At 66.1% G+C, this 19,977-nt stretch carries 18 protein-coding genes; 6 read left to right on the forward strand and 12 right to left on the reverse strand.

What is annotated here, in order from left to right; genetic code table 11:
• Positions 1-173: 173 nt before the first annotated feature.
• Entirely contained in the window at positions 174-902 is a 729-nt protein-coding gene (locus HCH03_RS04080; protein ID WP_221688485.1) for a 4Fe-4S binding protein, read from the reverse strand.
• A 461-nt stretch (positions 903-1,363) separates the two neighbouring features.
• Here HCH03_RS04080 and HCH03_RS04085 point away from each other — a divergent pair, with 461 nt between their 5' ends.
• From HCH03_RS04085 to HCH03_RS04095, 3 genes are all read left to right on the forward strand, one after another.
• Positions 1,364-1,762, forward strand: coding sequence for an ArsR/SmtB family transcription factor (locus HCH03_RS04085; RefSeq protein WP_080142995.1), 399 nt, complete (start codon positions 1,364-1,366; stop codon positions 1,760-1,762).
• 104 nt (positions 1,763-1,866) lie between these two features.
• On the forward strand, positions 1,867-2,085 hold the full coding sequence (locus HCH03_RS04090) for a cation transporter (protein WP_221688486.1): 219 nt from the start codon (positions 1,867-1,869) through the stop codon (positions 2,083-2,085).
• A 382-nt stretch (positions 2,086-2,467) separates the two neighbouring features.
• A complete protein-coding gene (locus tag HCH03_RS04095) occupies positions 2,468-4,390 on the forward strand; it encodes a heavy metal translocating P-type ATPase (protein ID WP_221688487.1) in 1,923 nt (640 codons plus the stop codon).
• A 210-nt stretch (positions 4,391-4,600) separates the two neighbouring features.
• On the opposite strand, the gene HCH03_RS04100 is transcribed toward HCH03_RS04095, so the two are convergent.
• The 3 genes from HCH03_RS04100 to HCH03_RS04110 form a co-directional block, all read right to left on the reverse strand.
• The gene (locus HCH03_RS04100) at positions 4,601-5,659 is read right to left on the reverse strand and encodes a nucleoid-associated protein (RefSeq protein ID WP_221688488.1); all 1,059 of its coding nucleotides are present in this window, start codon (positions 5,657-5,659) and stop codon (positions 4,601-4,603) included.
• Positions 5,660-5,869: 210 nt separating this feature from the next.
• Entirely contained in the window at positions 5,870-6,799 is a 930-nt protein-coding gene (gene murB, locus HCH03_RS04105) for a UDP-N-acetylmuramate dehydrogenase (protein ID WP_221688489.1), read from the reverse strand.
• A gap of 150 nt (positions 6,800-6,949) precedes the next feature.
• On the reverse strand, positions 6,950-7,768 hold the full coding sequence (locus HCH03_RS04110; RefSeq protein ID WP_221688490.1) for a type III pantothenate kinase: 819 nt from the start codon (positions 7,766-7,768) through the stop codon (positions 6,950-6,952).
• A 177-nt stretch (positions 7,769-7,945) separates the two neighbouring features.
• Between HCH03_RS04110 and HCH03_RS04115 the strand changes: the two genes are divergently transcribed.
• The gene (locus tag HCH03_RS04115) at positions 7,946-9,673 is read left to right on the forward strand and encodes an OPT/YSL family transporter (protein ID WP_221688491.1); all 1,728 of its coding nucleotides are present in this window, start codon (positions 7,946-7,948) and stop codon (positions 9,671-9,673) included.
• Between the two features lie 178 nt (positions 9,674-9,851).
• Positions 9,852-10,190: a hypothetical protein gene (locus HCH03_RS04120; protein ID WP_221688492.1), complete on the forward strand. Its 339-nt coding sequence runs from the start codon at positions 9,852-9,854 to the stop codon at positions 10,188-10,190.
• Positions 10,191-10,282: 92 nt separating this feature from the next.
• On the opposite strand, the gene HCH03_RS04125 is transcribed toward HCH03_RS04120, so the two are convergent.
• From HCH03_RS04125 to glf, 3 genes are all read right to left on the reverse strand, one after another.
• A complete protein-coding gene (locus tag HCH03_RS04125; RefSeq protein ID WP_368042417.1) occupies positions 10,283-11,350 on the reverse strand; it encodes a hypothetical protein in 1,068 nt (355 codons plus the stop codon).
• Between the two features lie 204 nt (positions 11,351-11,554).
• Positions 11,555-12,577 (reverse strand): glycosyltransferase family 2 protein, encoded by a 1,023-nt coding sequence (locus HCH03_RS04130; protein WP_221688493.1) that lies wholly within the window; start codon positions 12,575-12,577, stop codon positions 11,555-11,557.
• A 4-nt stretch (positions 12,578-12,581) separates the two neighbouring features.
• Positions 12,582-13,796 carry a UDP-galactopyranose mutase gene (gene glf / locus HCH03_RS04135; RefSeq protein WP_221688494.1) on the reverse strand — a complete coding sequence of 405 codons (1,215 nt, stop codon included), beginning with the start codon at positions 13,794-13,796 and terminating at the stop codon, positions 12,582-12,584.
• A 185-nt stretch (positions 13,797-13,981) separates the two neighbouring features.
• On the opposite strand from glf, the gene pta reads away from it, so the two are divergent.
• Complete coding sequence (pta, locus tag HCH03_RS04140) at positions 13,982-14,983, forward strand: phosphate acetyltransferase (RefSeq protein ID WP_221688495.1); 1,002 nt, start codon at positions 13,982-13,984, stop codon at positions 14,981-14,983.
• A 166-nt stretch (positions 14,984-15,149) separates the two neighbouring features.
• Here the strand turns inward: pta and HCH03_RS04145 are convergent, their stop codons facing one another.
• From HCH03_RS04145 to HCH03_RS04165, 5 genes are all read right to left on the reverse strand, one after another.
• The gene (locus HCH03_RS04145; protein WP_185905387.1) at positions 15,150-16,391 is read right to left on the reverse strand and encodes an acetate/propionate family kinase; all 1,242 of its coding nucleotides are present in this window, start codon (positions 16,389-16,391) and stop codon (positions 15,150-15,152) included.
• A 361-nt stretch (positions 16,392-16,752) separates the two neighbouring features.
• Positions 16,753-17,106, reverse strand: coding sequence for a histidine triad nucleotide-binding protein (locus HCH03_RS04150; RefSeq protein WP_221688496.1), 354 nt, complete (start codon positions 17,104-17,106; stop codon positions 16,753-16,755).
• A gap of 59 nt (positions 17,107-17,165) precedes the next feature.
• Positions 17,166-17,420, reverse strand: coding sequence for an exodeoxyribonuclease VII small subunit (gene xseB / locus HCH03_RS04155; protein WP_080142982.1), 255 nt, complete (start codon positions 17,418-17,420; stop codon positions 17,166-17,168).
• A complete protein-coding gene (gene xseA, locus HCH03_RS04160) occupies positions 17,407-18,945 on the reverse strand; it encodes an exodeoxyribonuclease VII large subunit (RefSeq protein ID WP_221688497.1) in 1,539 nt (512 codons plus the stop codon). The genes xseB and xseA overlap by 14 nt, the downstream gene beginning before the upstream one ends.
• Positions 18,946-18,987: 42 nt before the next feature.
• Positions 18,988-19,662: a zinc metallopeptidase gene (locus tag HCH03_RS04165; RefSeq protein ID WP_221688498.1), complete on the reverse strand. Its 675-nt coding sequence runs from the start codon at positions 19,660-19,662 to the stop codon at positions 18,988-18,990.
• Positions 19,663-19,977 lie beyond the last annotated feature (315 nt).

Consider the following 19,977-nt stretch of genomic DNA (forward strand, 5'->3'; position numbering starts at 1 on the left):
CGAAGGGAGTTGAGCACAGCAGCGGCTCTTCCGAATACGCCGATCCCTCGAGCTGGCAGTGCGACCCCGAACGGACTCGCACTGCCAGCTCGGTAAAAGGCACGTGCCGCCTCGCCTCTTGACGTCGCTCGGCAGGTGTATAGCCGACCAGAGCAGGGCTTGCCCGTCCGTGGCTAGAGTACCTCGCCGCGCGTCGAGATGACGGCGACCTCGAAGGGCACGTCCTTCCCGCTGCGGGCGAGCGCGGTGCGGGCCGCCTGCTCGAGGCCGCCGCAGCACGGCACCTCCATGCGCGCGACGGTGACCGACGCCACGTCGTTGCACGCGAACACCTCGGCCAGCTTGTCCGCGTAGTCGACGCCGTCGAGCTTGGGGCACCCGATCACAGTGGTCCTCCCATGCATAAAGCTGCGGTGGAAGTCGGCGCAGGCGAACGCGGTGCAGTCGGCCGCCACGAGCACGTGGGCTCCCGCGAAGTACGGCGCCTGCACTGGCACGAGCTTGATCTCCACCGGCCATTGGGCCAACTCCGACGCGGAACGGCCGCCTTCGCCTTCGACCGCCGTCTCGATCTTTGGCGCTGTTGTGGTTTTCGCCGCCGCATCCTCTTCGGCGAAGAAGCGCGAAAGCGATCCCGGGCACCCGCCCGCCAGCCGATCCCCCTGCGCGCGCTTCGCCGCGAGCACCGCCTCTTCGTCGTAGGCGGCCGCCTCGCGCTCCACGAACGAGATGGCTCCGACCGGGCACGCGGGCAGGCAATCGCCGAGCCCGTCGCAGTAGTCGTCGCGTAGAAGCCGCGCCTTTCCGTCCACCAGCCCGATGGCTCCCTCATGGCACGCGCTCACGCAGAGGCCGCACCCGTCGCACACCTCGGCGTCTATCTTTACAATCGTGCGGATCATAACCGCTCCCTTCGCAGTGCCCTCGTTCATCCAGCACCGACGTTGCCGCCCGGCACCTTCACCCAACGTATCGACGAAAGCCTAACAGGGCGGCAGTTCCCTTTCTGTTGCATTTACAACAGAACCATCAACTTCTTCCTTTTCGCGCTCGTCCTTCCACAATCAAAAATTCATGCTCCTTTTTGTATTATCGGTTTGGGATCGCCGGACGCTTGCGACCGCAAACCTTAATCGCCGTTGTTTCACGTGAAACATTTGTTCGTTGTTATGTTCGCTACGAAAGCTTTCGAAAATCGAAATAGTCACTCAGTGAATCGTTTTCTCATGCTGAAAAATTGAATTTCGGGAACGGGAGAAAAAATCATGTGAAAGCGTGCGAAAACATGCCTCTCCCCTCTTGACAGTCCGATCGCTCTCCCTATACTTATGAACAGTTGTTCATATGATAAGAGGATGCAAAAATGGGATCGAAGAAAACGAATCGAAGCGAGCAGACGACCGAGCAAGCCGCGCACGACCACGGTTGCGCATGCGGCAGCGCGGAGCACCTCTCGCCCGACCAGCCGCCCGAGGCCCTGCCCGACGAGGAGCTGCTCTACGACTTGGCCGACCTGTTCAAAGTGTTCGGCGACACCACGCGCATCAAGATCCTCTACGCCCTCATGGGCACGGAGCGGTGCGTGGCCGACATCGCCGAGCTCATCGGCGCCACCCAGAGCGCCGTGTCGCACCAGCTGCGCACCCTCAAGCAGGCGCGCCTCGTGAAGTTCCAGCGCGACGGCAAGAACGTCATCTACTCGCTGTCGGACGACCATGTGTACACCATGCTCGCCCAAGGCCTCACCCACATCTGCGAGTAGCCCCTCTCCGTCGCCCGGGAACGCGAAATCGGGCAAGACGCCACAGCCACCGTTGCCGATGCGGTGCCCGACAGCTTACGAACCTTACGTTGAAAGGAAGAACCATGCGCAAGTCCTTCAAACTCCAAGACCTCGATTGCGCGAACTGCGCCGCCAAAATGGAGAGTGGCATCAACGGCATCGACGGCGTGAAGAGCGCCTCCATCAGCTTTATGACGCAGAAGCTGGTGCTCGAGGCCGACGACGAGCGCTTCGACGCCGTGCTCGACGAGGCGCAGCGCATCTGCGCGAAGTACGAGCCCGATTGCGTCATCGTCCACTAAATCCAGCATAACCCCGTAGCGCCCCTTCGTTCGAGCGAACGCACGAGGTTGCCGCTTCGGGCGAGCGCTGCTCCAGATTGTCATCCTGGGCAGAGCGCGAAGCGGGTGCGAAGGAAGCCGGAAGCCCGCCGTTGTCATCCCGAGCGAGCGTAGGATTTGACAGTCCGGTGGACTGTCGAGCTCTCGAGCACACGGAGAGAGCGCAGGAAGACCCCCCGCGAAGCAGGGACGAAGGGTCTTCAATAAAAGGAAGCCTCCCGCTGCCGAAGATCCTTCGACTCCGCGTTTCGCGCTCCGCTCAGGATGACAAACCGGAGCGTTCTGCCCAGGATGGCAACCTGGCGCACTGTACAAACCCCGAAAACAAGCAAGGTTGAAACCTATGAACAAGAAACAGAAACGCACGAGGAACCGCATCCTCCTCTCCATCGCGCTGTTCGTCGTCGTGTACGTCGTGGCGGAGCTGATGCCGCTGTCGACGTGGCTCGGCAGCGAGACGGCGGCGCTGTGGGCGGAGTTCGCGCTGTTCCTCGTCCCCTACCTCATCGCCGGCTACGACGTGCTGCTGCGCGCGGCGAAGAACATCGGCCACGGCCAGGTGTTCGACGAGAACTTCCTCATGAGCGTGGCCACCATCGGCGCGTTCGCGCTGGTGCTGTTCCCCGACAGCGACCCGCACATGGCCGAAGGCGCGGCCGTCATGCTGTTCTACCAGGTGGGCGAGCTGTTCCAAAGCTACGCCGTGGGCAAGAGCCGCAAATCCATCGCCGACATGATGGACATCGCGCCCGACTTCGCCAACGTGGAGCGCGACGGGCAGCTCGTGCAGGTGGACCCCTACGAAGTGGCCGTGGGCGACGAGATCCGCGTCTTGGCCGGCGAACGCGTTCCGCTCGACGGCGTGGTGCTTTCCGGCACGTCCCAGCTGGACACCGCGGCCCTCACCGGCGAATCGGTGCCGCGCGAGGTGCGCGAGGGCGACGAGATCATCTCCGGCTGCGTCAACATGACCGGCCTCATCACCGTGCGCGTGACCAAGCCCTTCGGCGAGTCCACCGTGAGCCGCATCCTCGAGCTCGTGGAGAACGCGGCCGAGAAAAAGGCCAAGACCGAGAACTTCATCACCCGCTTCGCGCGCTACTACACCCCGGCCGTGGTAGGCATCGCAGTGCTCCTGGCCGTCGTGCCGCCGCTGCTGCTGGGCCAGAGCTGGTCGGAATGGGTGCAGCGCGGGCTCATCTTCCTCGTGGTGTCGTGCCCGTGCGCGCTCGTCATCAGCGTGCCGCTGTCGTTCTTCGGCGGCATCGGAGGCGCTTCGCGCCTGGGCATCCTCGTGAAGGGCAGCAACTACCTGGAGACGCTGGCCGGCACCGAGACCGTGGTGTTCGACAAGACCGGCACGCTCACCGACGGCTCGTTCAACGTGGTGGCCGTGCACCCGCAGGCCGACATCGACCCCGACCGCCTGCTGTCCATCGCCGCGCACGCCGAGGCGTACTCGAACCATCCTATCGCGCTGTCGGTGAAGCAGGCGTACTCGGGGCCCATCGACCAGCAACGCATCGACGAGGTCGAGGAGCAGAGCGGCCACGGCGTGCGCGCGAAGATCGACGAGCACGTGGTGCTGGTGGGCAACGACAAGCTCATGAACGCGTGCGGCGTGGGCTGTCGCGAGTGCGAGCTGACCGGCACCATCCTGCACGTGTCACTGGACGGCGAGTACATCGGGCACATCGTCATCGCCGACGTCGTCAAGCCCGACGCGGCCGAAGCCGTCGCCGCGCTGCGGGCCGCGGGCGTGAAGAAGACCGTCATGCTCACCGGCGACCGCGCCGACGTGGCCGCCGCCGTGGCCAACGAGCTGGGTCTCGACGAGTTCCGCGCGCAGCTGCTGCCGCAGGACAAGGTGGCCGAGGTGGAGAAGCTGCTGGAGGAGACGCACGCGCATGGAACCGGAAAGGGCAAGCTCGCGTTCGTGGGCGACGGCATCAACGACGCGCCCGTGCTGACGCGCGCCGACATCGGCATCGCCATGGGCGCGATGGGCTCGGACGCGGCCATCGAGGCGGCCGACGTGGTGCTCATGGACGACAAGCCGTCCAACATCGCCCGCGCTATCGGCATCGCTCGCAAGACCATGGGCATCGTGTGGCAGAACATCGTGTTCGCCCTCGGCATCAAGGCCCTGGTGCTGGTGCTGGCGGCTGTGGGCATCGCCAACATGTGGCTGGCCGTGTTCGCCGACGTGGGCGTGGCCGTGATCGCCATCCTGAACGCCATGAGGGCGATGAACGTGAGGAAGTAGACGTCGTCCGCAAACAACCGGACTCCCGCGCCGCCCCCGAGGGGCGGCGCGGCGCATTCCCGGCCCGCAGCAGTGCATTGTCGCCCGAAACGGTCGTTTTTGGCGGTGAAAACGACCGTTTCGGGCGACAATGTTTATGAAGCGGAGCGCCCGCGCCTCGCCCTAGTGAACGAGGCGCGGGCGCGCGACAATCGGCGGATAGTGCCGATATCAGCGGTTCTCGATGTGCCCGATGTTCTTCAGCTCGATGTTGATAAGGCCGTTCGGGCCGCTCACGAATTCGATGAAGTCAGGGTTCTCGCCGTACTCGGCCGGGAACGTGATATCGATGCCCGTGTCGGTGCGTATCTTGTGGCTCTTCGCCACGCGCTTGGCCACGTTCTTCTCCACGACCACGCGCTCGGGCAGCGCCTCGTCGGCGAGCGCCTGCTCGAAGCGCTTCTGCAACGGCTCGTCCTCGAACACCTCCTCGCCCAGGTCCCACGGGGCCAACTCGTCGGACTCGTCGGCGTTCTCGGCCACGTAGGCCTTCGCCTTCGACACCGCCACAGCCGTGTTCGCGCCGTACTCCTCGGCCACTTCCTCCACCAGGCGCGCGACCGTGTCGAACACCTCTTTGCTGGACGCCTCCATCGAGCATTGCAGCAAACCATCGGGAATGAGCCAACGGTTCTCGCCCGCGATGGCGCGCTCCTTGTCGCTAAACGACACCGCGAGGGTCTTCGACTCGATGACCGCGAACGACGCCACCTTCTGCGACGGGTTCGGCAGGATGGCGTGATGGCGCGCGACGTCCACGCGCTGCGCGCCGCTCTCGCCGTAGCCGACCTCGTGCATGTAGGCTTGCTTGGCCTCCAGCAGCATGAACGCGAAGTAACGCTTGCCCTCGCCGCGATACGCCGCCTCGGCCTCGTCGTCGTCCATCTCGCGCACCGTGTTGTCGGGATCGTCCTCGAAGTCCACCACCAGCAGGTCGGCCGACTCGGTCTTCTCCATGCGTCCCAGCTCGCCGACGATGAACTCGGCCACCTGGACGGACAGGTCCACGAACTCGCGCTGCCCGCGGAAATAGCTTCGCAGCTCCTCGGCGAACATGCTGTTCTCGGCGAACTCGCCGCGCTTGCTGTCGATGTTGCCGAGCGCCTTCTTCGCATGGCTCGTCACGTAGCGTTTCGCGTTCTTGCTCGACAGGTCGAGCTCTTCCTGGGCGTACACGTTGACGCACGACACGAAGTCGAACACGTGCAGGATCGCGTGGTTTATTTTCATGAAGCATCTCCGCTGTTCGGTTGTCGGGGAACGATTGCGAATGATCAGGATACCGGAAGAGGGCGCGCATCGCCGCGAAGATCGGAGAATCCCCAGATGCGTCTCCCGAAGCCGCCCGCCTCGCCGCGCCCTTGCGGGAACCGCCCGTTTCGCGCGGAAAGCGGGCCTGCCGCGACAGCGAACCCCTGCGACAGCAGGCCCGGCGCGCATTCAGACGAGTTCTTCGTCCTCCTCGAAGCCCCACAGGCGCACCTCGGGTTCCAGGCTCACGCCCGCGCGCTCGCGCACGCGATCCTGCACGTCGGCGATAAGGCGGCGCACGTCGGCGGCCGTGGCGCCGCCCGCGTTCACCACGAATCCCGTGTGCTTTTCCGACACCTGCGCGCCGCCCACACGGTAGCCGCGCAGACCCGCCTCCTGCACGAGCTGGCCCACGAAGCGCCCCTCGGGGCGCTTGAACGTGCTGCCGGCGCTGGGCAGGTCGAGCGGCTGCTTCTCCTCGCGACGGCGCGCCAAGTCGTCCATGCGTTCCTGAACGGCACGCGGATCGTCGCGTCGGAGGGACAGCGTGACCGCCAACACGACGTAGCCCGCCTCGTCCATCATGGAATGCCGGTACGACCACGCGGCGCGCTCGGCGTCCACGTCCACCGTCTCGCCCTCGGGCGTGAGGCAGCGGGCCGACACGCACACGTCCTTGAACTCGCCGCCGTAGGCACCCGCGTTCATGATGGCGGCGCCGCCCACGGTTCCCGGGATGCCGCAGGCGAACTCGTAGCCGGAGAGCCCCGCCGCGCAGGCGGCGCGGGCGACCTCGGCGTTCGAGCATCCGGCCTGTGCCCGCACGACGGTGCCGTCCACCTCGAGCGCCGAAAGGTTGTCCGCCAGGCGCACCACCACGCCGTCCACGCCGCCGTCGGCCGCGAGCACGTCGCTCCCCAGGCCCAGCACGCGGAAGCCCGCGCCCGCACGGCGACAGGCGGCCGCGACGGCGCACACCTCGTCCTCGCTGCGCGGCTCCACGCAGCACGCGGCCGGCCCGCCGATGCGGAACGTGGTGAGCTCCGCCAGCGGCACGCCGCAGCGCACGGCGTCATCGCCCACGATGGCTCGCAGCTCTTGGAGAAGTTCGGCTTCCATGGGGTTCGTCCTTTCAGGTAGCGGCTTTCGTTCGAAGATACGGCCGGGAGGCTTCCGTGCGCTTGCCGCGCGGGAAAAGCGATTGCGCATCGCCGCGCCGGGCGGTCGGCTGGCCTCCCCTACGGTTGCGGTCGGCGGGTCGCCCTCCTCCTACGGCTTCTTGCGGTTCAGCTCGTACAGGCGGTGCAGGCCGCGCAGGGTGAGCGTGTCGTCGGCGCGCGCCTCGTGGGCGAGCAGCGCCGCCATGGCGGCCGCGTCGGCGCCCGTCACCACCACCTCGGCCTCGCATCCCAGCTCCGCCTCCACCTTGTCCACGAGCCCGTCGATGCGCGCCACCTCGCCCATCACCACGCCGGCCTGCACGGCTTCGCGCGTGGACGTGCCGATAACCGACGTCGGCGCCTTCAACTCCACGTGCGGCAGGCGCGCGGCGGCCTGCGCGAGCGCCTTCGCGCCCAGCGCCAGCCCCGGCGCGATGATGCCGCCCCTGAACGTGCCTTCGGCGTCGATCACCTCGAAGTTCGTCGTCGTGCCCAAGTCCACCACCACGAGCGGCCCGCCGTAGTCCGCGAGCGCCGCCGCCAGGTCGGCCACCCGGTCGGGCCCCACCTCGGCGGGATCGCGATAGCGCATCTTGATGCCGGTCTTGAGGCCGGGGCCCACCACGAGCGGCCGCCGTCCGCATTCAGCCAGCAAGGCCGACGCCCATACGCCCGTGAGGTCGGGCACCACGCACGACACGATGGAGTCGCCCGCTCGAAGCGGGGGCTCCCCGCCCGTAGCCCGCCGCTCGAGCGCGTCGTGGAAGCCCGCGACCACAAGGCGCGCCTCGTCGATCGTCAGATGCTCGGGCGTGGTGACCTCCCAGGTGGCCGCGAGCCCGTCGTCCGCGAACAGTCCCAGCCGCGTGACGGTGTTGCCCACGTCAACCGCCAGCATTCCGACCGCTTCCCGCGCTTCAGCCTCCATACCGCCTCCCGCCTTCCACGTCACGCACCGTCGAACCGGTGCGAAACGCCCTTTTTTACCCAATACCGTGAAATTAACGATGTTCTCCGACGTTCGACCCGATTATACTGTACCCGTCTCACCAGTAACCCGACTTCCCGAAGAGAGGGGAAGCGGATATACGAGAAGGAGCAGACCATGCAAGCCTTGAAAGGGCAATTGACCCTGCGCGGCGTCGCCATCGGGTGCGTCGGCTGCGCGATCATCACCGCGGCGTCGGTTTACACGGCCCTCAAGATGGGGGCGCTTCCCTGGCCCATCGTGTTCGCCGCCATCATCTCCCTGTTCTTCCTGAAAGCGCTCGGCCACGGCAAGGCCAACCTCAACGAGGCGAACGTCACGCACACCGTCATGAGCGCGGGCGCCATGGTGGCAGGCGGCCTGGCGTTCACCATACCCGGCATTTGGATGCTGGGCTACGCCGACGAGGTCGGCTGGTTCGAGATGCTCCTCGTGGCCGTCTCGGGCGTCATCCTGGGCCTCGTGTGCACCGCGCTTCTGCGCCGCCACTTCATCGAGGATGCCGAATTGGAGTATCCCATCGGAGAGGCGGCCGCGCAGACCCTCATCGCGGGCAACTCCGGCGGCAAGACCGGATGGAAGCTGTTCGGGTCGATGGGCTTCGCCGGCGTGTTCACGGCGCTGCGCGACTTCTTCGGCGTGATACCGGCCATGCTCTTCGGCAACGCCGCCATCCCCGGCGTGGCGTTCGGCGTGTACCTCTCCCCCATGCTCCTGGCCGTGGGCTTCCTTGTGGGCACGGGCGCCGTGGTCGTGTGGTTCGCCGGCGCGCTGTTCGCGAACTTCGGCATCGTCGTGGGCGGCTCGGCCGCGGGCCTCTGGGACGTGGCGTCCGCGCAGGGCATCGTATCGAGCCTCGGCATGGGCGTGATGATGGGCGCGGGGCTGGGCGTCATCTTCAAGAACATCCTGCCCAAGGCGTGGCGCATGCTGCGCGACGCCCGCAGCTCGAACGCGTTCGGCCTCACTGCTGCCAGCACCCTGGGCACGCGCGCGAGCGGCGCGAAGGACGGACGTATGCGCTTCGGCAGCTTCCGCGTCACCGCCGGGCTGGCTGCGCTGACCGTGGCCGCGGTCGCACTCATCGCCTGCTTCGGCCTGCAGCTGGGCCCCGTGCCGGCTGTCATCGTGGTGCTGCTGGCCTTCGTCGCGACAGCCATGAGCGCGCAGAGCGTCGGCCAGACAGGCATCGACCCCATGGAGATCTTCGGGCTCATCGTGCTTCTGGCCGTGGCCGCCACCTCGAGCGTGCCGCAGGTGCAGCTGTTCTTCGTGGCGGGCATCGTGGCCGTGGCGTGCGGTTTGGCCGGCGACGTGATGAACGACTTCCACGCCGGGCACGTGCTGGGAACGAACCCGAAGGCCCAGTGGATCGGCCAGGCCATCGGCGCCGTGCTGGGCGCGTTCGTGGCCGTGGCCGTCATGGCCGTGCTCGTGAGCGCCTACGGCCCCGAGTCGTTCGGCCCCACGGCATCGTTCGTGTCGGCGCAGGCATCCGTCGTGGCAACCATGGTGTCGGGCATCCCCTCGGTGCCGGCGTTCGGCATCGGGCTCGCGGCGGGCTTCGTCCTGTACCTGGTCGGCTTCCCGGCGATGATGCTGGGCTTGGGTATCTACCTGCCCTTCTACATGTCGCTGACCGCGTTTCTGGGCGCGATGGCGAAGGTCGCCTACGACGCCGTGTGCAAGCTGCGCCGCCGCGGCCTCGCAACCGAGGAGGCCGCATCCAAAGCGAAGGCGCAGGGCGAGACCGGCCTCGTCGTGTCGAGCGGCCTCTTGGGCGGCGAGTCCATCGTCGGCGTGCTGGTGGCCCTGGCCGCTGTGTTCATGGGCATGGGAGCGTGAATTCCGGCGCGATGCGGGTGTGCCGGCGCCCGCATCGCGTGCCCCCGCTCTTGTCCCGCGTCGCGTTTCCCCGCTGGCAAACGCCCGGTTCCGCGCGTTTCATGGTACTATGCTGAACGGGACGAAGCACCTCCGCCGTGCCGTCGTCCGAAGCGACCGACACCGTCACGGAGGATTCATGGAGCAGATCATCATCCTGTGCGCCGCGCTGTCCGCGGGCATCGCATGCGGCGTCGGCTGCGGAGGCATCAAGTACCGCCTGAACAGGAACCGCGATTACCCCGAGGAAAAAGTAACCGCGTATCGAAAGCTGTGGAAGACGGGGTCCGTCGTCATGCGCTTCGTTACAGGAACGGTTCTCGCGCTCGGCCTCATCTGGTGCGCGGGATTCCTGGTCATCGGAGCGCTCTACCCCGACCAGGCCGACTACGCGAACAACATGTCTGAGCTCATCGTGGGCGTGCTCACCGTCGTCTCCATCATATTCGCCTTCTACGAGTTCGTGCGCCGCAAATAACGCGAGCGTTCGCTCTGTCAGACTAGATTGCTAATCTGTCGCCCGAAAGCCTCGGTTTCCCAATAAAAAACGAGGCTTTCGGGCGACAATTGCTAGCCGGTTGCGCGAATGGGCTCATCGGACAACGAGCACACGGTGAAAATATGGGCCGAGACCGAACGAGAACGTGCCAAACGCCTTTCGATACGGGCGTCTTCCTCGCTTCGAGGAAGACCGTACCGGTCCAGAAGCTCGACGAAGCGACTCGCATTCGTCACATCCTGATACGTGAACCTCACGATCGGCATGCCGTACAAGGTGAGCTGGGCCTCTCGATGCCGTTCGTCGGCAAGCGCCCGCAGCGAGGAGCGACCGCCCAACAGAGCCTCGTCCTCGTACTTCTGCATGCCGTCGAATTCACCAAGCACCATGCTGCCGTCCAACCGGGTCCAAAGGAAGTCGACGCGGAAAAAGCGCTGCGGGCTCAGCGGCTGCGGCAAGGTGACCTGGAGCTCCGGAAGCGCGAAGCCTTCTCGGATCATTACCGCTCGCGCGATGGACTCGCCGCCGCTTTCGCTACGGGCGTCGGCGTAGCGCATCGTCCTGATAGCATGGGCCTTGCCCGGACAACTACCGCCGATGCGCTCGAAACGACGGACGAACGAGCTTGACGACGTCCTGCTCACGCGCAGCGCCCCGTCCGCGATTGCCAAGGCTTGCGGGAAATCAGTCGTGCGCATGCAGTCGAAAACCGTCCTTGCCAAAGGCGTCACGCGAAAACCGCGTACGACAGCGAACTCTTCGTCGTCGATGACATGCCATTGGACATCCCTTGATTTCGCGTTGCGGTTGCCGCGCGTCGTCGCAACGTGGACGACGTCCATTTCCCCATACGAGACCGGCAAGCCTAACGCAACCGCAGCCGATTCACGGCAGAACGTCCAATCGGGATGCAGGCTCTGCAGGGTGCGCATGACATGCAGCATGCGCTGCGGCTTTGAAAGGGAATTCCAATACGGAGCGCGCACGTACATGCCCCGGACAGGTTTGATCGCTTCTCCACGTTCGATCCGACGCCGCAGAACATCGCGAACGCGCCGAGATGGCGCAACGAGGCACATTCCCATGCGTTCGGCCCTCAAAAAGAGCCGAGCCATTTCAATATCGTTGGATTTCGTCACGCATCACCGCCGTCCGCCCGTCTCGCCTCTCTCCATTATCCCACGAAAGACGAGCAGCCCGAAAAAGCATGACAATCCCGCGTGCAATAACCATTGTCGCCCGAAAGCCGCGGTTTTTCTCGGAAAAACGAGGCTTTCGGGCGACAATGCGCACCGTCGAACGCATGCGGAGCGGGACGCGAGCGTCCACGCCCCGCATGCGCCCTAGTTGAACTTGAATATCTTCTGGGCCATGCGGTAGCCGGTGATGCCGATCTTGCGGCCGAGCTCCGTGGGCAGGTTCGTGCCCATGTTGAGGGCGCTGCGGCGGATGCGCCGGTAGACGTCGGGATTGCCCTCTTTGAGATAGGCCCAGATGTCGTCGCGCTTGTCCTCCGCCTCGTCGGTGCCGATCATGCGCAGGAAGATGGAGCAGATGCACATCATCATGGACAGGTAGTTCTCCATATAGCGCTCCAGGCGCTTCTCCGGCACGTCGTCGGGCAGGCGCACGGCGTCGATCATGAGGCGCGTCACGCGCAGCTGCTGGTCGATGCGGCCCATCATGACGCTCTCGTTCACGCTCTGGTCCTCGCGGCCGATGTAGTAGCGGTACATGTCCACGTCGCGGTAGTACAGGGTCTTCACGTGGGGCAGAGGCACGTACACGAAGAGGTTGTCCACGTAGAACGTGTGCTTCGGCAGCACGAGGCCCATGTCGCGCAGAAGCTCGGTGCGGTAGATGGCCGAGTGCATGAGCAGGTATTGGCTCTGCCCGAAGTGGCCCACCTCGCTCCAACCGAACTCGCGGCCCTCGGGGAACACGTTGCGGTAGTGCATGACGGCCCGCGCGCCCTCGTGCACCTTCTCGTACACGTAGTTGCCGATGACGAGGTCGGTGGCGCACGCCAGCTCGTTCTGGCGGCGCAGGTAGGCCATGATCTCGCCCATGGCGTGCTCGTCGAGCCAGTCGTCGGAGTCCACCACCTTGAAGTAGCGTCCCGTGGCGTGCGCGAGCCCCGTGTTCACGGCCTGCCCGTGCCCGCCGTTCTCCTGGTGCACGGCGCGGATGATGCCCGGATGCCGCTCAGCCCACTCGTCGGCCTTCGCGGGCGTGTCGTCCTTCGTGGAGCCGTCGTCGACGATGATGATCTCGATGTCGTCGCCGCACTTCAGGATGGACTCGATGCACGCGTCCATGTACTCGGCCGAGTTGTAGCAGGGAACGGCGAACGAGATGGTCTTCACGGCTCTACCCCACCAGCTCGTCGGCCAGCGCCAGCGCGCGCCCAATGATGACGTCCATGTTGTAGTAGCGGTACTCGGCCAAGCGGCCCAGCGGATGGAAGTTCGGCAGCGCGGAGGTCAGCGCGCGGTAGCGCCCGTAGTGGGCCTCGTTCTCGGCGTTGATGATGGCGTAGTACGGGATCTGCTTCTTCGGGTCGTCGTAGGAGTGGCTGTACTCCTTCATGATGGTGGTCTTGTCGCTCTCCTGGCCGGTGAGGCACTTGAACTCGGTGATGCGGGTGTAGTCCTCCGTCACCGTGAAGTTCACCGTGCCGCAGGGCAGCACGTGCTCGGCGTCGTGCGTCTCGTACGCGAAGTCCAGGCTGCGGTACGGCAGGCGCCCGAAACGCGACAGGAACAGCTCGTCGAGCGGGCCGGTGTACACGATCGGACCCTCGAAGGGGCGGTCCTTGATGTTGATGACCGTGAGGGGGGCGTCCTCCTCGTCGCTCTCGAACTCCAGGTCGAACACGCTTTCGGCCTCCACGCCCAAGCACACCTGGATGTTGTCGTGGTCCAGCATGCGCTCGAACAGCGGCGTGTAGCCGTGCAGGGGCATGCCCTGGTAGGCGTCTTGGAAGTAGCGGTTGTCGCGCGAGACGAACACGGGCACGCGTGCGGTGACGGAGGGGTCCACCTCTTCGGGCGTGAGGCCCCACTGCTTCTGCGTGTAGTACAGGAACACGTTCTTGTAGACGAAGTCGGCGATCTCGGACAGCTCCGGGTCGTCTTGCTCGCGCAGCTCCGTGATGGTCACCTTGCGCTCGTCGCCGAACGTGTCGATGAGCTTCTCGGTCAGGCGCGCGGCCTTCTCCTCGCCGAAGGCGATCTCCATGGAGTTCTTGTTGAAGGGCACGGGCAGGTAGGTGCCGTACCAGTCGGCCAGCACCTCGTGCTGGTAGTCGCGCCATTCGGTGAAGCGGCGCACGTAGTCGAAGGCGCGCTTGTCGTTGGTGTGGAAGATGTGCGGCCCGTAGCGGTGCACGAGTATGCCGGCCTCGTCGGCCTCGTCGTACATGTTTCCGCCGATGTGGGGGCGCTTCTCGATGACGAGCACGCGCGCACCTCCGCGCTCGGCCAGCTCGCGCGCCATAACGCCGCCCGCGAAGCCGCTGCCCACCACCACCGCGTCGATCTCGTCCATGTCGACGTCTTTGAAATCGCAGTACTGCACACCCATGGGGCACCTTCCTCTTGTCTTATACGAGCGATAGGGCCGCTGCGGCCCGAAGTATGCGCATATTGCACCGAGAAGCTAGTTTACCGAAAAATGAAAGCGGCATGCACGCTATCATATAAGTATCGTTATTTTTCGCATGCCTGCTGCCGTGCGAGCTCCATTTGAACGTGAAAGGATAATTGCCGATGAGTGCATTTTTGGAATCCATGCTGGCCCGCGCGAAGGCCGACAAGCGTACGATCGTGCTGCCCGAGGGCGACGACGAGCGCACGCTCCAGGCGGCCGAGCGCATCCTGGCCGAGGGAGTGGCGAACCTCGTCATTCTGGGCGACGCCGCGGCCATCGAGGCGAGCCCTTACGCGCTCGACGGCGCCCGCGTCGTCGACGTGCGCACGGCGCCCGAGCGCGACGGGTTCGCCGACGCCCTCTATGAGCTGCGCAAGCACAAGGGAATGACGCCCGAGCAGGCCCTGGCCCTTATGGACGACGTGCTGTACTTCGGCGTGATGATGGTGAAGCAGGGCCTGGCCGACGGCATGGTGGCCGGCGCCTGCCACGCCACGGGCGACGTGCTGCGTCCGAGCTTGCAGATACTCAAGACCGCCCCCGGCGTGAAGCTGGTGAGCTCGTTCTTCGTCATGTGCGTGCCCGACTGCGACCTGGGGCACAACGGCACGTTCTTGTTCTCCGACTGCGGCTTGGAGGTGCAGCCCGACGCCGAGAAGCTCGCGCACATCGCCGTGAACTCCGCGAAGTCGTGGAAAGCGCTCATGGGCGAGGAGCCCCGCGTGGCGCTGCTGTCGCACTCGAGCCACGGGTCGGCCAAGAACGCCGACGCCGCCAAGGTCGTGGAGGCGACCGAGATAGCCCGCGCGCTCGCGCCCGAGCTCGCGCTCGACGGCGAACTGCAGCTCGATGCGGCCATCGTGGAGTCCGTCGGCGCCTCGAAGGCGCCCGGCTCCCCCGTGGCCGGCCGCGCGAACGTGCTGATCTTCCCCGACCTCGACGCGGGCAACATCGGCTACAAGCTCGTGCAGCGCCTGGCCAAGGCCGAGGCCTACGGCCCCGTGACCCAGGGCATCGCCGCCCCCGTGAACGACCTGTCGCGCGGCTGCGTCGCCGACGACATCGTGGGCGTCATCGCCATCACCTGCGTGCAGGCGCAGGCGAACAAGGCCGCCGAATAGAAAGCGCGAGGACCCCGCAGCGAAGGCAGCTGCGGGGTCCTCGTAGGGCAAAGGCTCTACCCTTGCCGTCAGCCTGCGAAAACGTTCCTTACCGGGCGGCAAGGGCAGAGCCTTTGCCCTACGGAAACGCCTCGATAGTCCGCCCTCGCCTAAGAAACAGCGCTTCTTACACCAGCGCCGGCTCCTCGTCGAACACGTCGCCTTCCACGCGCATCTGCTCGTGGACGATCTCGTAGGTGTCGCGCGCGATCATGTACTCCTCGTTCGTGGGGATGATGATGATCTTCACCTGCGAGGAATCGGCCGATATCTCGCGCTCGAAGCCGCGCTGGCGGTTCTTCTCCTCGTCGAGGATGATGCCGAGCGGCTGCAGGCCCGTGAAGATCATGCGGCGCATCTTCTCGCAGTTCTCGCCCACGCCGGCCGTGAGCACGATGGCGTCCACGCCACCCATGACGGCGATGTACTGGCCGATGTACTTCTTCACCGAGTTCGAGTACATGTCGTAGGCGAGCATGGCGCGCTCGTCGCCCTTCTCTGAGGCGTCGCGCACGCTGCGTAGGTCGTTCGAGATGCCCGAGATGCCCAGCAGGCCCGATTTCTTGTTCATGAGGTCGTTCACCTCGGCGGCCGAAAGGCCCTCGTGCTCCATGACGAACGGCACGATGGCGGGGTCGATGGCGCCGCAGCGCGTGCCCATCATGAGGCCGTCGAGCGGCGTGAGCCCCATGGAGGTGTCCACGGCAACGCCGTGGTCGATGGCCGACATGGAGCAGCCGTTGCCCAGGTGGCAGGTGATGAGCTTCAGCTCGTCGAGCGGCTCGTCGAGCACGACGGCCGCGCGCTCGGAGATGTAGCGGTGCGACGTGCCGTGCGCGCCGTACTTGCGGATGGCGTACTTCTCGTACAGCTCGTAGGGCAAGGGGTACATGTAGGCTTTGGGCGGCAGCGTTTGGAAGAACGACGTGTCGAACACGGCCACCATGGGCACGTCCGGCATGTGCTTCTGGCACGCGCGGATGCCCATGAGAGCGGCGCCGTTGTGCAGCGGCGCGAGTTCGGCCAGCTCGTCGATCTTGTCGATGACGTCCTGGTCGATGAGCACCGAGCGGTCGAAGTACTTACCGCCCTGCACGATGCGGTGCCCCACGGCGTCGATCTCGTCGAGCGAGTCGATGGCCTTCGTGGATCCCTCAGTGAGCGATTCGAGCACGAGCGCCATGGCGTCGTCGTGGTCCGACATCTTCGCGTCGATGACCTCCTCGTTCTTGTCGAGGCCGTGCTTGTGGAACGCCTCGGCCGAGCCCACCCGCTCGCAGATGCCCTTGGCGAGCAACTCGTGCTGCTCCACGTTCACCAGCTGGTACTTCAAGGAAGATGATCCTGCATTGATAACGAGTACGTTCAACGACCTGCCTCCTTTGGGCTCAATTCCTAAATCATTGATTTTAGGGAAGCGGCACGGTCGTTGAATGGTTGCAAGCCCTTGTTTCGGCAAACGGCATGCCGCTCACCGAAAAGGTTCGGACAGGCGGGCCGCGCGAGACAAGTGAGGGGGCTTGCCGCCTCCTGCGACGGCAAGCCTCCGTAGGGGCGCTCTCCAGAGCGCCCGTCCGGCGAAGCCGGAAAACAACCGAGGCTCGCGTTCTCGCGCTGCGCGCGAGCGGGCGCTCTGGAGAGCGCCCCTACGGAGGACCCGGCTGCGGCCGGTGCCCGCCTCCCCTGCTCCCGCGCGGAGACCCGCAGGCGCGTAAATGCGAGCCCGCGGGTTACTTCTGCGAAGGGTCGCCCGAGTTCATGGGAGCGCCGCCCAGCACGTGCACGTGGATGTGGTGCACGGACTGCTGCGCGTCGTCGTTCGTGTTCACGATCACGCGGTAGCCGCTCTCGGCGATGCCCTCGAGCTCCGCCACCTTGCGCACGGTGTTGAACAGGTAGCCCATCTCCTCGTCGGGGATGCCGTCGCCGATGTTGTCGTAGTGGTTCTTCGGCACGATGAGCACGTGGGTGGGCATCTGCGGGTTCACGTCGCGAAACGCGAGCACGCGATCGTCCTCGTACACCTTGGTGGACGGGATCTCCCCCGCCACGATCTTGCAGAACAGGCAGTCGTCCTTGCGCATAACGCCCTCTCCTTCTCTTTCCTTCTTCTCCGTGCGCCGCCCGCCGGGGCGGCGTCGGCCTACGACAGCGTGGCGTCGCGCGTGGCGTCGTCCACCTCGCCCTCGAGCTCGCCCATCAGCACCTCGACCTTCTGCTGCGCCTCGTTCAGGCGGCCTTGCAGCGCGCGCAGCAGCGCCACGCCGCGCTCGTAGCTCACCAAGCTGTCCTCGAGCTCCAGCGTGTTGCTCTCCAGAACCCGCACGATGCCGTCGAGCTCGCCCATGGCCTCGCGGAACGTCAGCTCCTCGATGGGCTTGCGATCACCTGTCTCCATTGCCCTCATCCTCCCATAGTATCATCTCGATATCCTCGCGCCGCGCCGACTCCACGCGGCACGCCAGCACGCCGTCCGACACCGTCACCTCGAGCGCCGAGCCCGGTGGCGCGTCTTCGACGCTCTTCGCCACAACGCCTTCCTGGGTGCGCGCGATGGCGTAGCCGCGCCCGATGACGGACAGGGGCGACAGGTCCTCCAAGCGCGCGGCCGCGAGCGCCGCCTGCTGGCCGAACCGTGGCACGAGCCCGGGCCCCTGCGAAGCGAGGCGCTGCCGCGCGTGCCCCACCCGCACGCGGTCGCACTCGAGGCTCGCGGGCAGGGCCGGCAGCAAACGCTCCCGGCATCGCTCGAGCGCGGCGAGCTCGCGCGCCACGCCCTCGGGCAGAAGACGCGACAGGCGCTCGCGCTGGCGGTCGAGCGTGGCGCGGTCGCGCTCCAGGCTGGCGGGGATGGCGCGGAACAGCCGCTCCGAGGCCATATCGACGCCCTGCATCGGAGCGGCGAGCAGCGAGTTCGGGTCCCGGATAACGGGCCGCTCGGCGCAGCGGCGCACCTCGGCGCACGCCCGCTCCACGGCGCGCCCGGCGCTCATGGACAGCGAGCGGGCGTGCGCGCAGAACAGCTCCTCCAAGTTCTCGCGCGTGGGCGTGACGGCCATGGCCGCGTACGTGGGCGTGGAGGCCCGCCGGTCGGCCACCATGTCGGCGATGAACGTGTCGGGCTCGTGCCCGATGCCGGTGACCACGGGAATGGGGCATGCCGCGATGGCGCGCGCCAGAGCCTCGTCGTTGAAGGGCATCATGTCCTCGTACGACCCGCCGCCGCGCCCGACCAGCATGACCTCCACGCCGGCGCGGTACATGCAACGCATGCCCTCCACGATGTTGGCGGCGGCCTGGGCGCCCTCCACCTGCACGCCCGCCACGAACACGCGCGCCACGGGGAAGCGGTTGCGCAGCGTGCGCAGCATGTCGTGCACGGCGTCGCCGCGCGGCGAGGTGACGATGCCGATGGTCAGCGGGAACTGCGGGATGGGCAGCTTGCGCGCCGGATCCATGAGCCCCTCGGCCTCCAGCTTGCGCGCGAGGGCCGCCACCTGCGCGCGCAGCCGCCCCTCGCCCGCCAGCTCGATCGAGAACACTTCGAAGTTCATGCGGCCCTTCGCCGCGTACAGCGTGAACCTGCCGGTCAACTCGACCAGCTGCCCCACGGCCAGGTCGATGCCCGAGGCCTTGTAGCGGCCCATCCACATCATGCAGGGCAGCGCGGCGTCGGCGTCTTTCACCGTGAAGTACATGGCCTTGTAGCCGCGCTTGCTGCTCGTCTCGGACACCTCGCCCACCAGGCGCACGACCACGCCCTCGAGCGCGCCCTTCGCGAGCGCCATGGCCGCGGAGACGGAAAGCGCCGAAGACGCGCCTTCGGGATCCGCCGCTCCCGCTGCGTGTGCGGAGCCGCCGCCCGCCGGTGCGCTGGCGCACGACCCAGTCGCCGCGCGCGCCCGCTCAAGCGCGTCGACCATGGCCGCGCGCTCTCCTTCTCCCTGAGCCCCCATACGACCCCGCTAGTCCCGGCGCTGGTCCAGCAGCCATAGCAGCTGCAGGATGGACGTGAGGGCCGCCGCCACGTACGTGAGCGCGCAGGCGCGCAGCACGTTGAACGCGCCGCTCTGCTCGGACTGCGGCAGGGCGATGGTGTCCATGTACGTCATGGCGCGGCGCGAGGCGTTGAACTCCACGGGCAGCGTGACCAGCTGGAACAGCACCACCACGGCGTACATGACGATGGCGAGCGTGGTGAGCTGCGTGATGTTGGCGAATATGCCGATCATGAGCAAGAATATCCAGGCGTTCGACGCCAGGTTCACCACCGGCACGATGGCGCCGCGGATCTTCATGGGCGCGTAGTCCTGCGCGTACTGGCAGGCATGGCCAACCTCGTGGCACGCGGTGGCCGTGGCCGTGATCGACCGTCCGTCGAACGCGTCGGGCGAGAGCGTGACCGAGTTCGTGCGCGGGTCGAAGAAATCCTGGCCCGCGCCGCCGCGGTTCACCGCCACGTTCGTCACGCCGTAGTAGGCGAGCATGCGCCGCGCTGCCTCGGCGCCGGTGAGCCCGTTGGAGATGGGCACCCTCGTGTATTTTTTAAGCTGCGAGTTCACGTACCAGGTGGCGAAGCCGCCGATGATGAGCGTGACCACGATCAGCAGCAGGTATCCGTTGCTCAATCCGAAAAACATAGGATGAAACCACTCCTTCGAAGAGGTTGCGTCCGCGGCCGCTTTCGGCCGCTTTTACCGTACACCTGTATTATACAAAAGCGCGAAATCCGACGATGAGCGCAGGGCAAACAGCGCCGAATCATCAAACGCCCGTCATCGTTTCGCCAACCGCCCTCCGCAGAGGCGCCCTCCCTGCTTCCCGCGAGATCCCGCAACGGGCGCCCTCTCCGCTTCCCGCGAGACTCCGTAGGGGCGCTCTCCAGAGCGCCCGCTCGCGCGGAGCGCGAGAATGCGAGCCTCGGTTATTTTCCGGCTTCGCCGGAACGGGCGCCC

The sequence above is a fragment of the Gordonibacter massiliensis (ex Traore et al. 2017) genome, assembly GCF_019731765.1.
Lineage (GTDB): Bacteria > Actinomycetota > Coriobacteriia > Coriobacteriales > Eggerthellaceae > Gordonibacter > Gordonibacter massiliensis.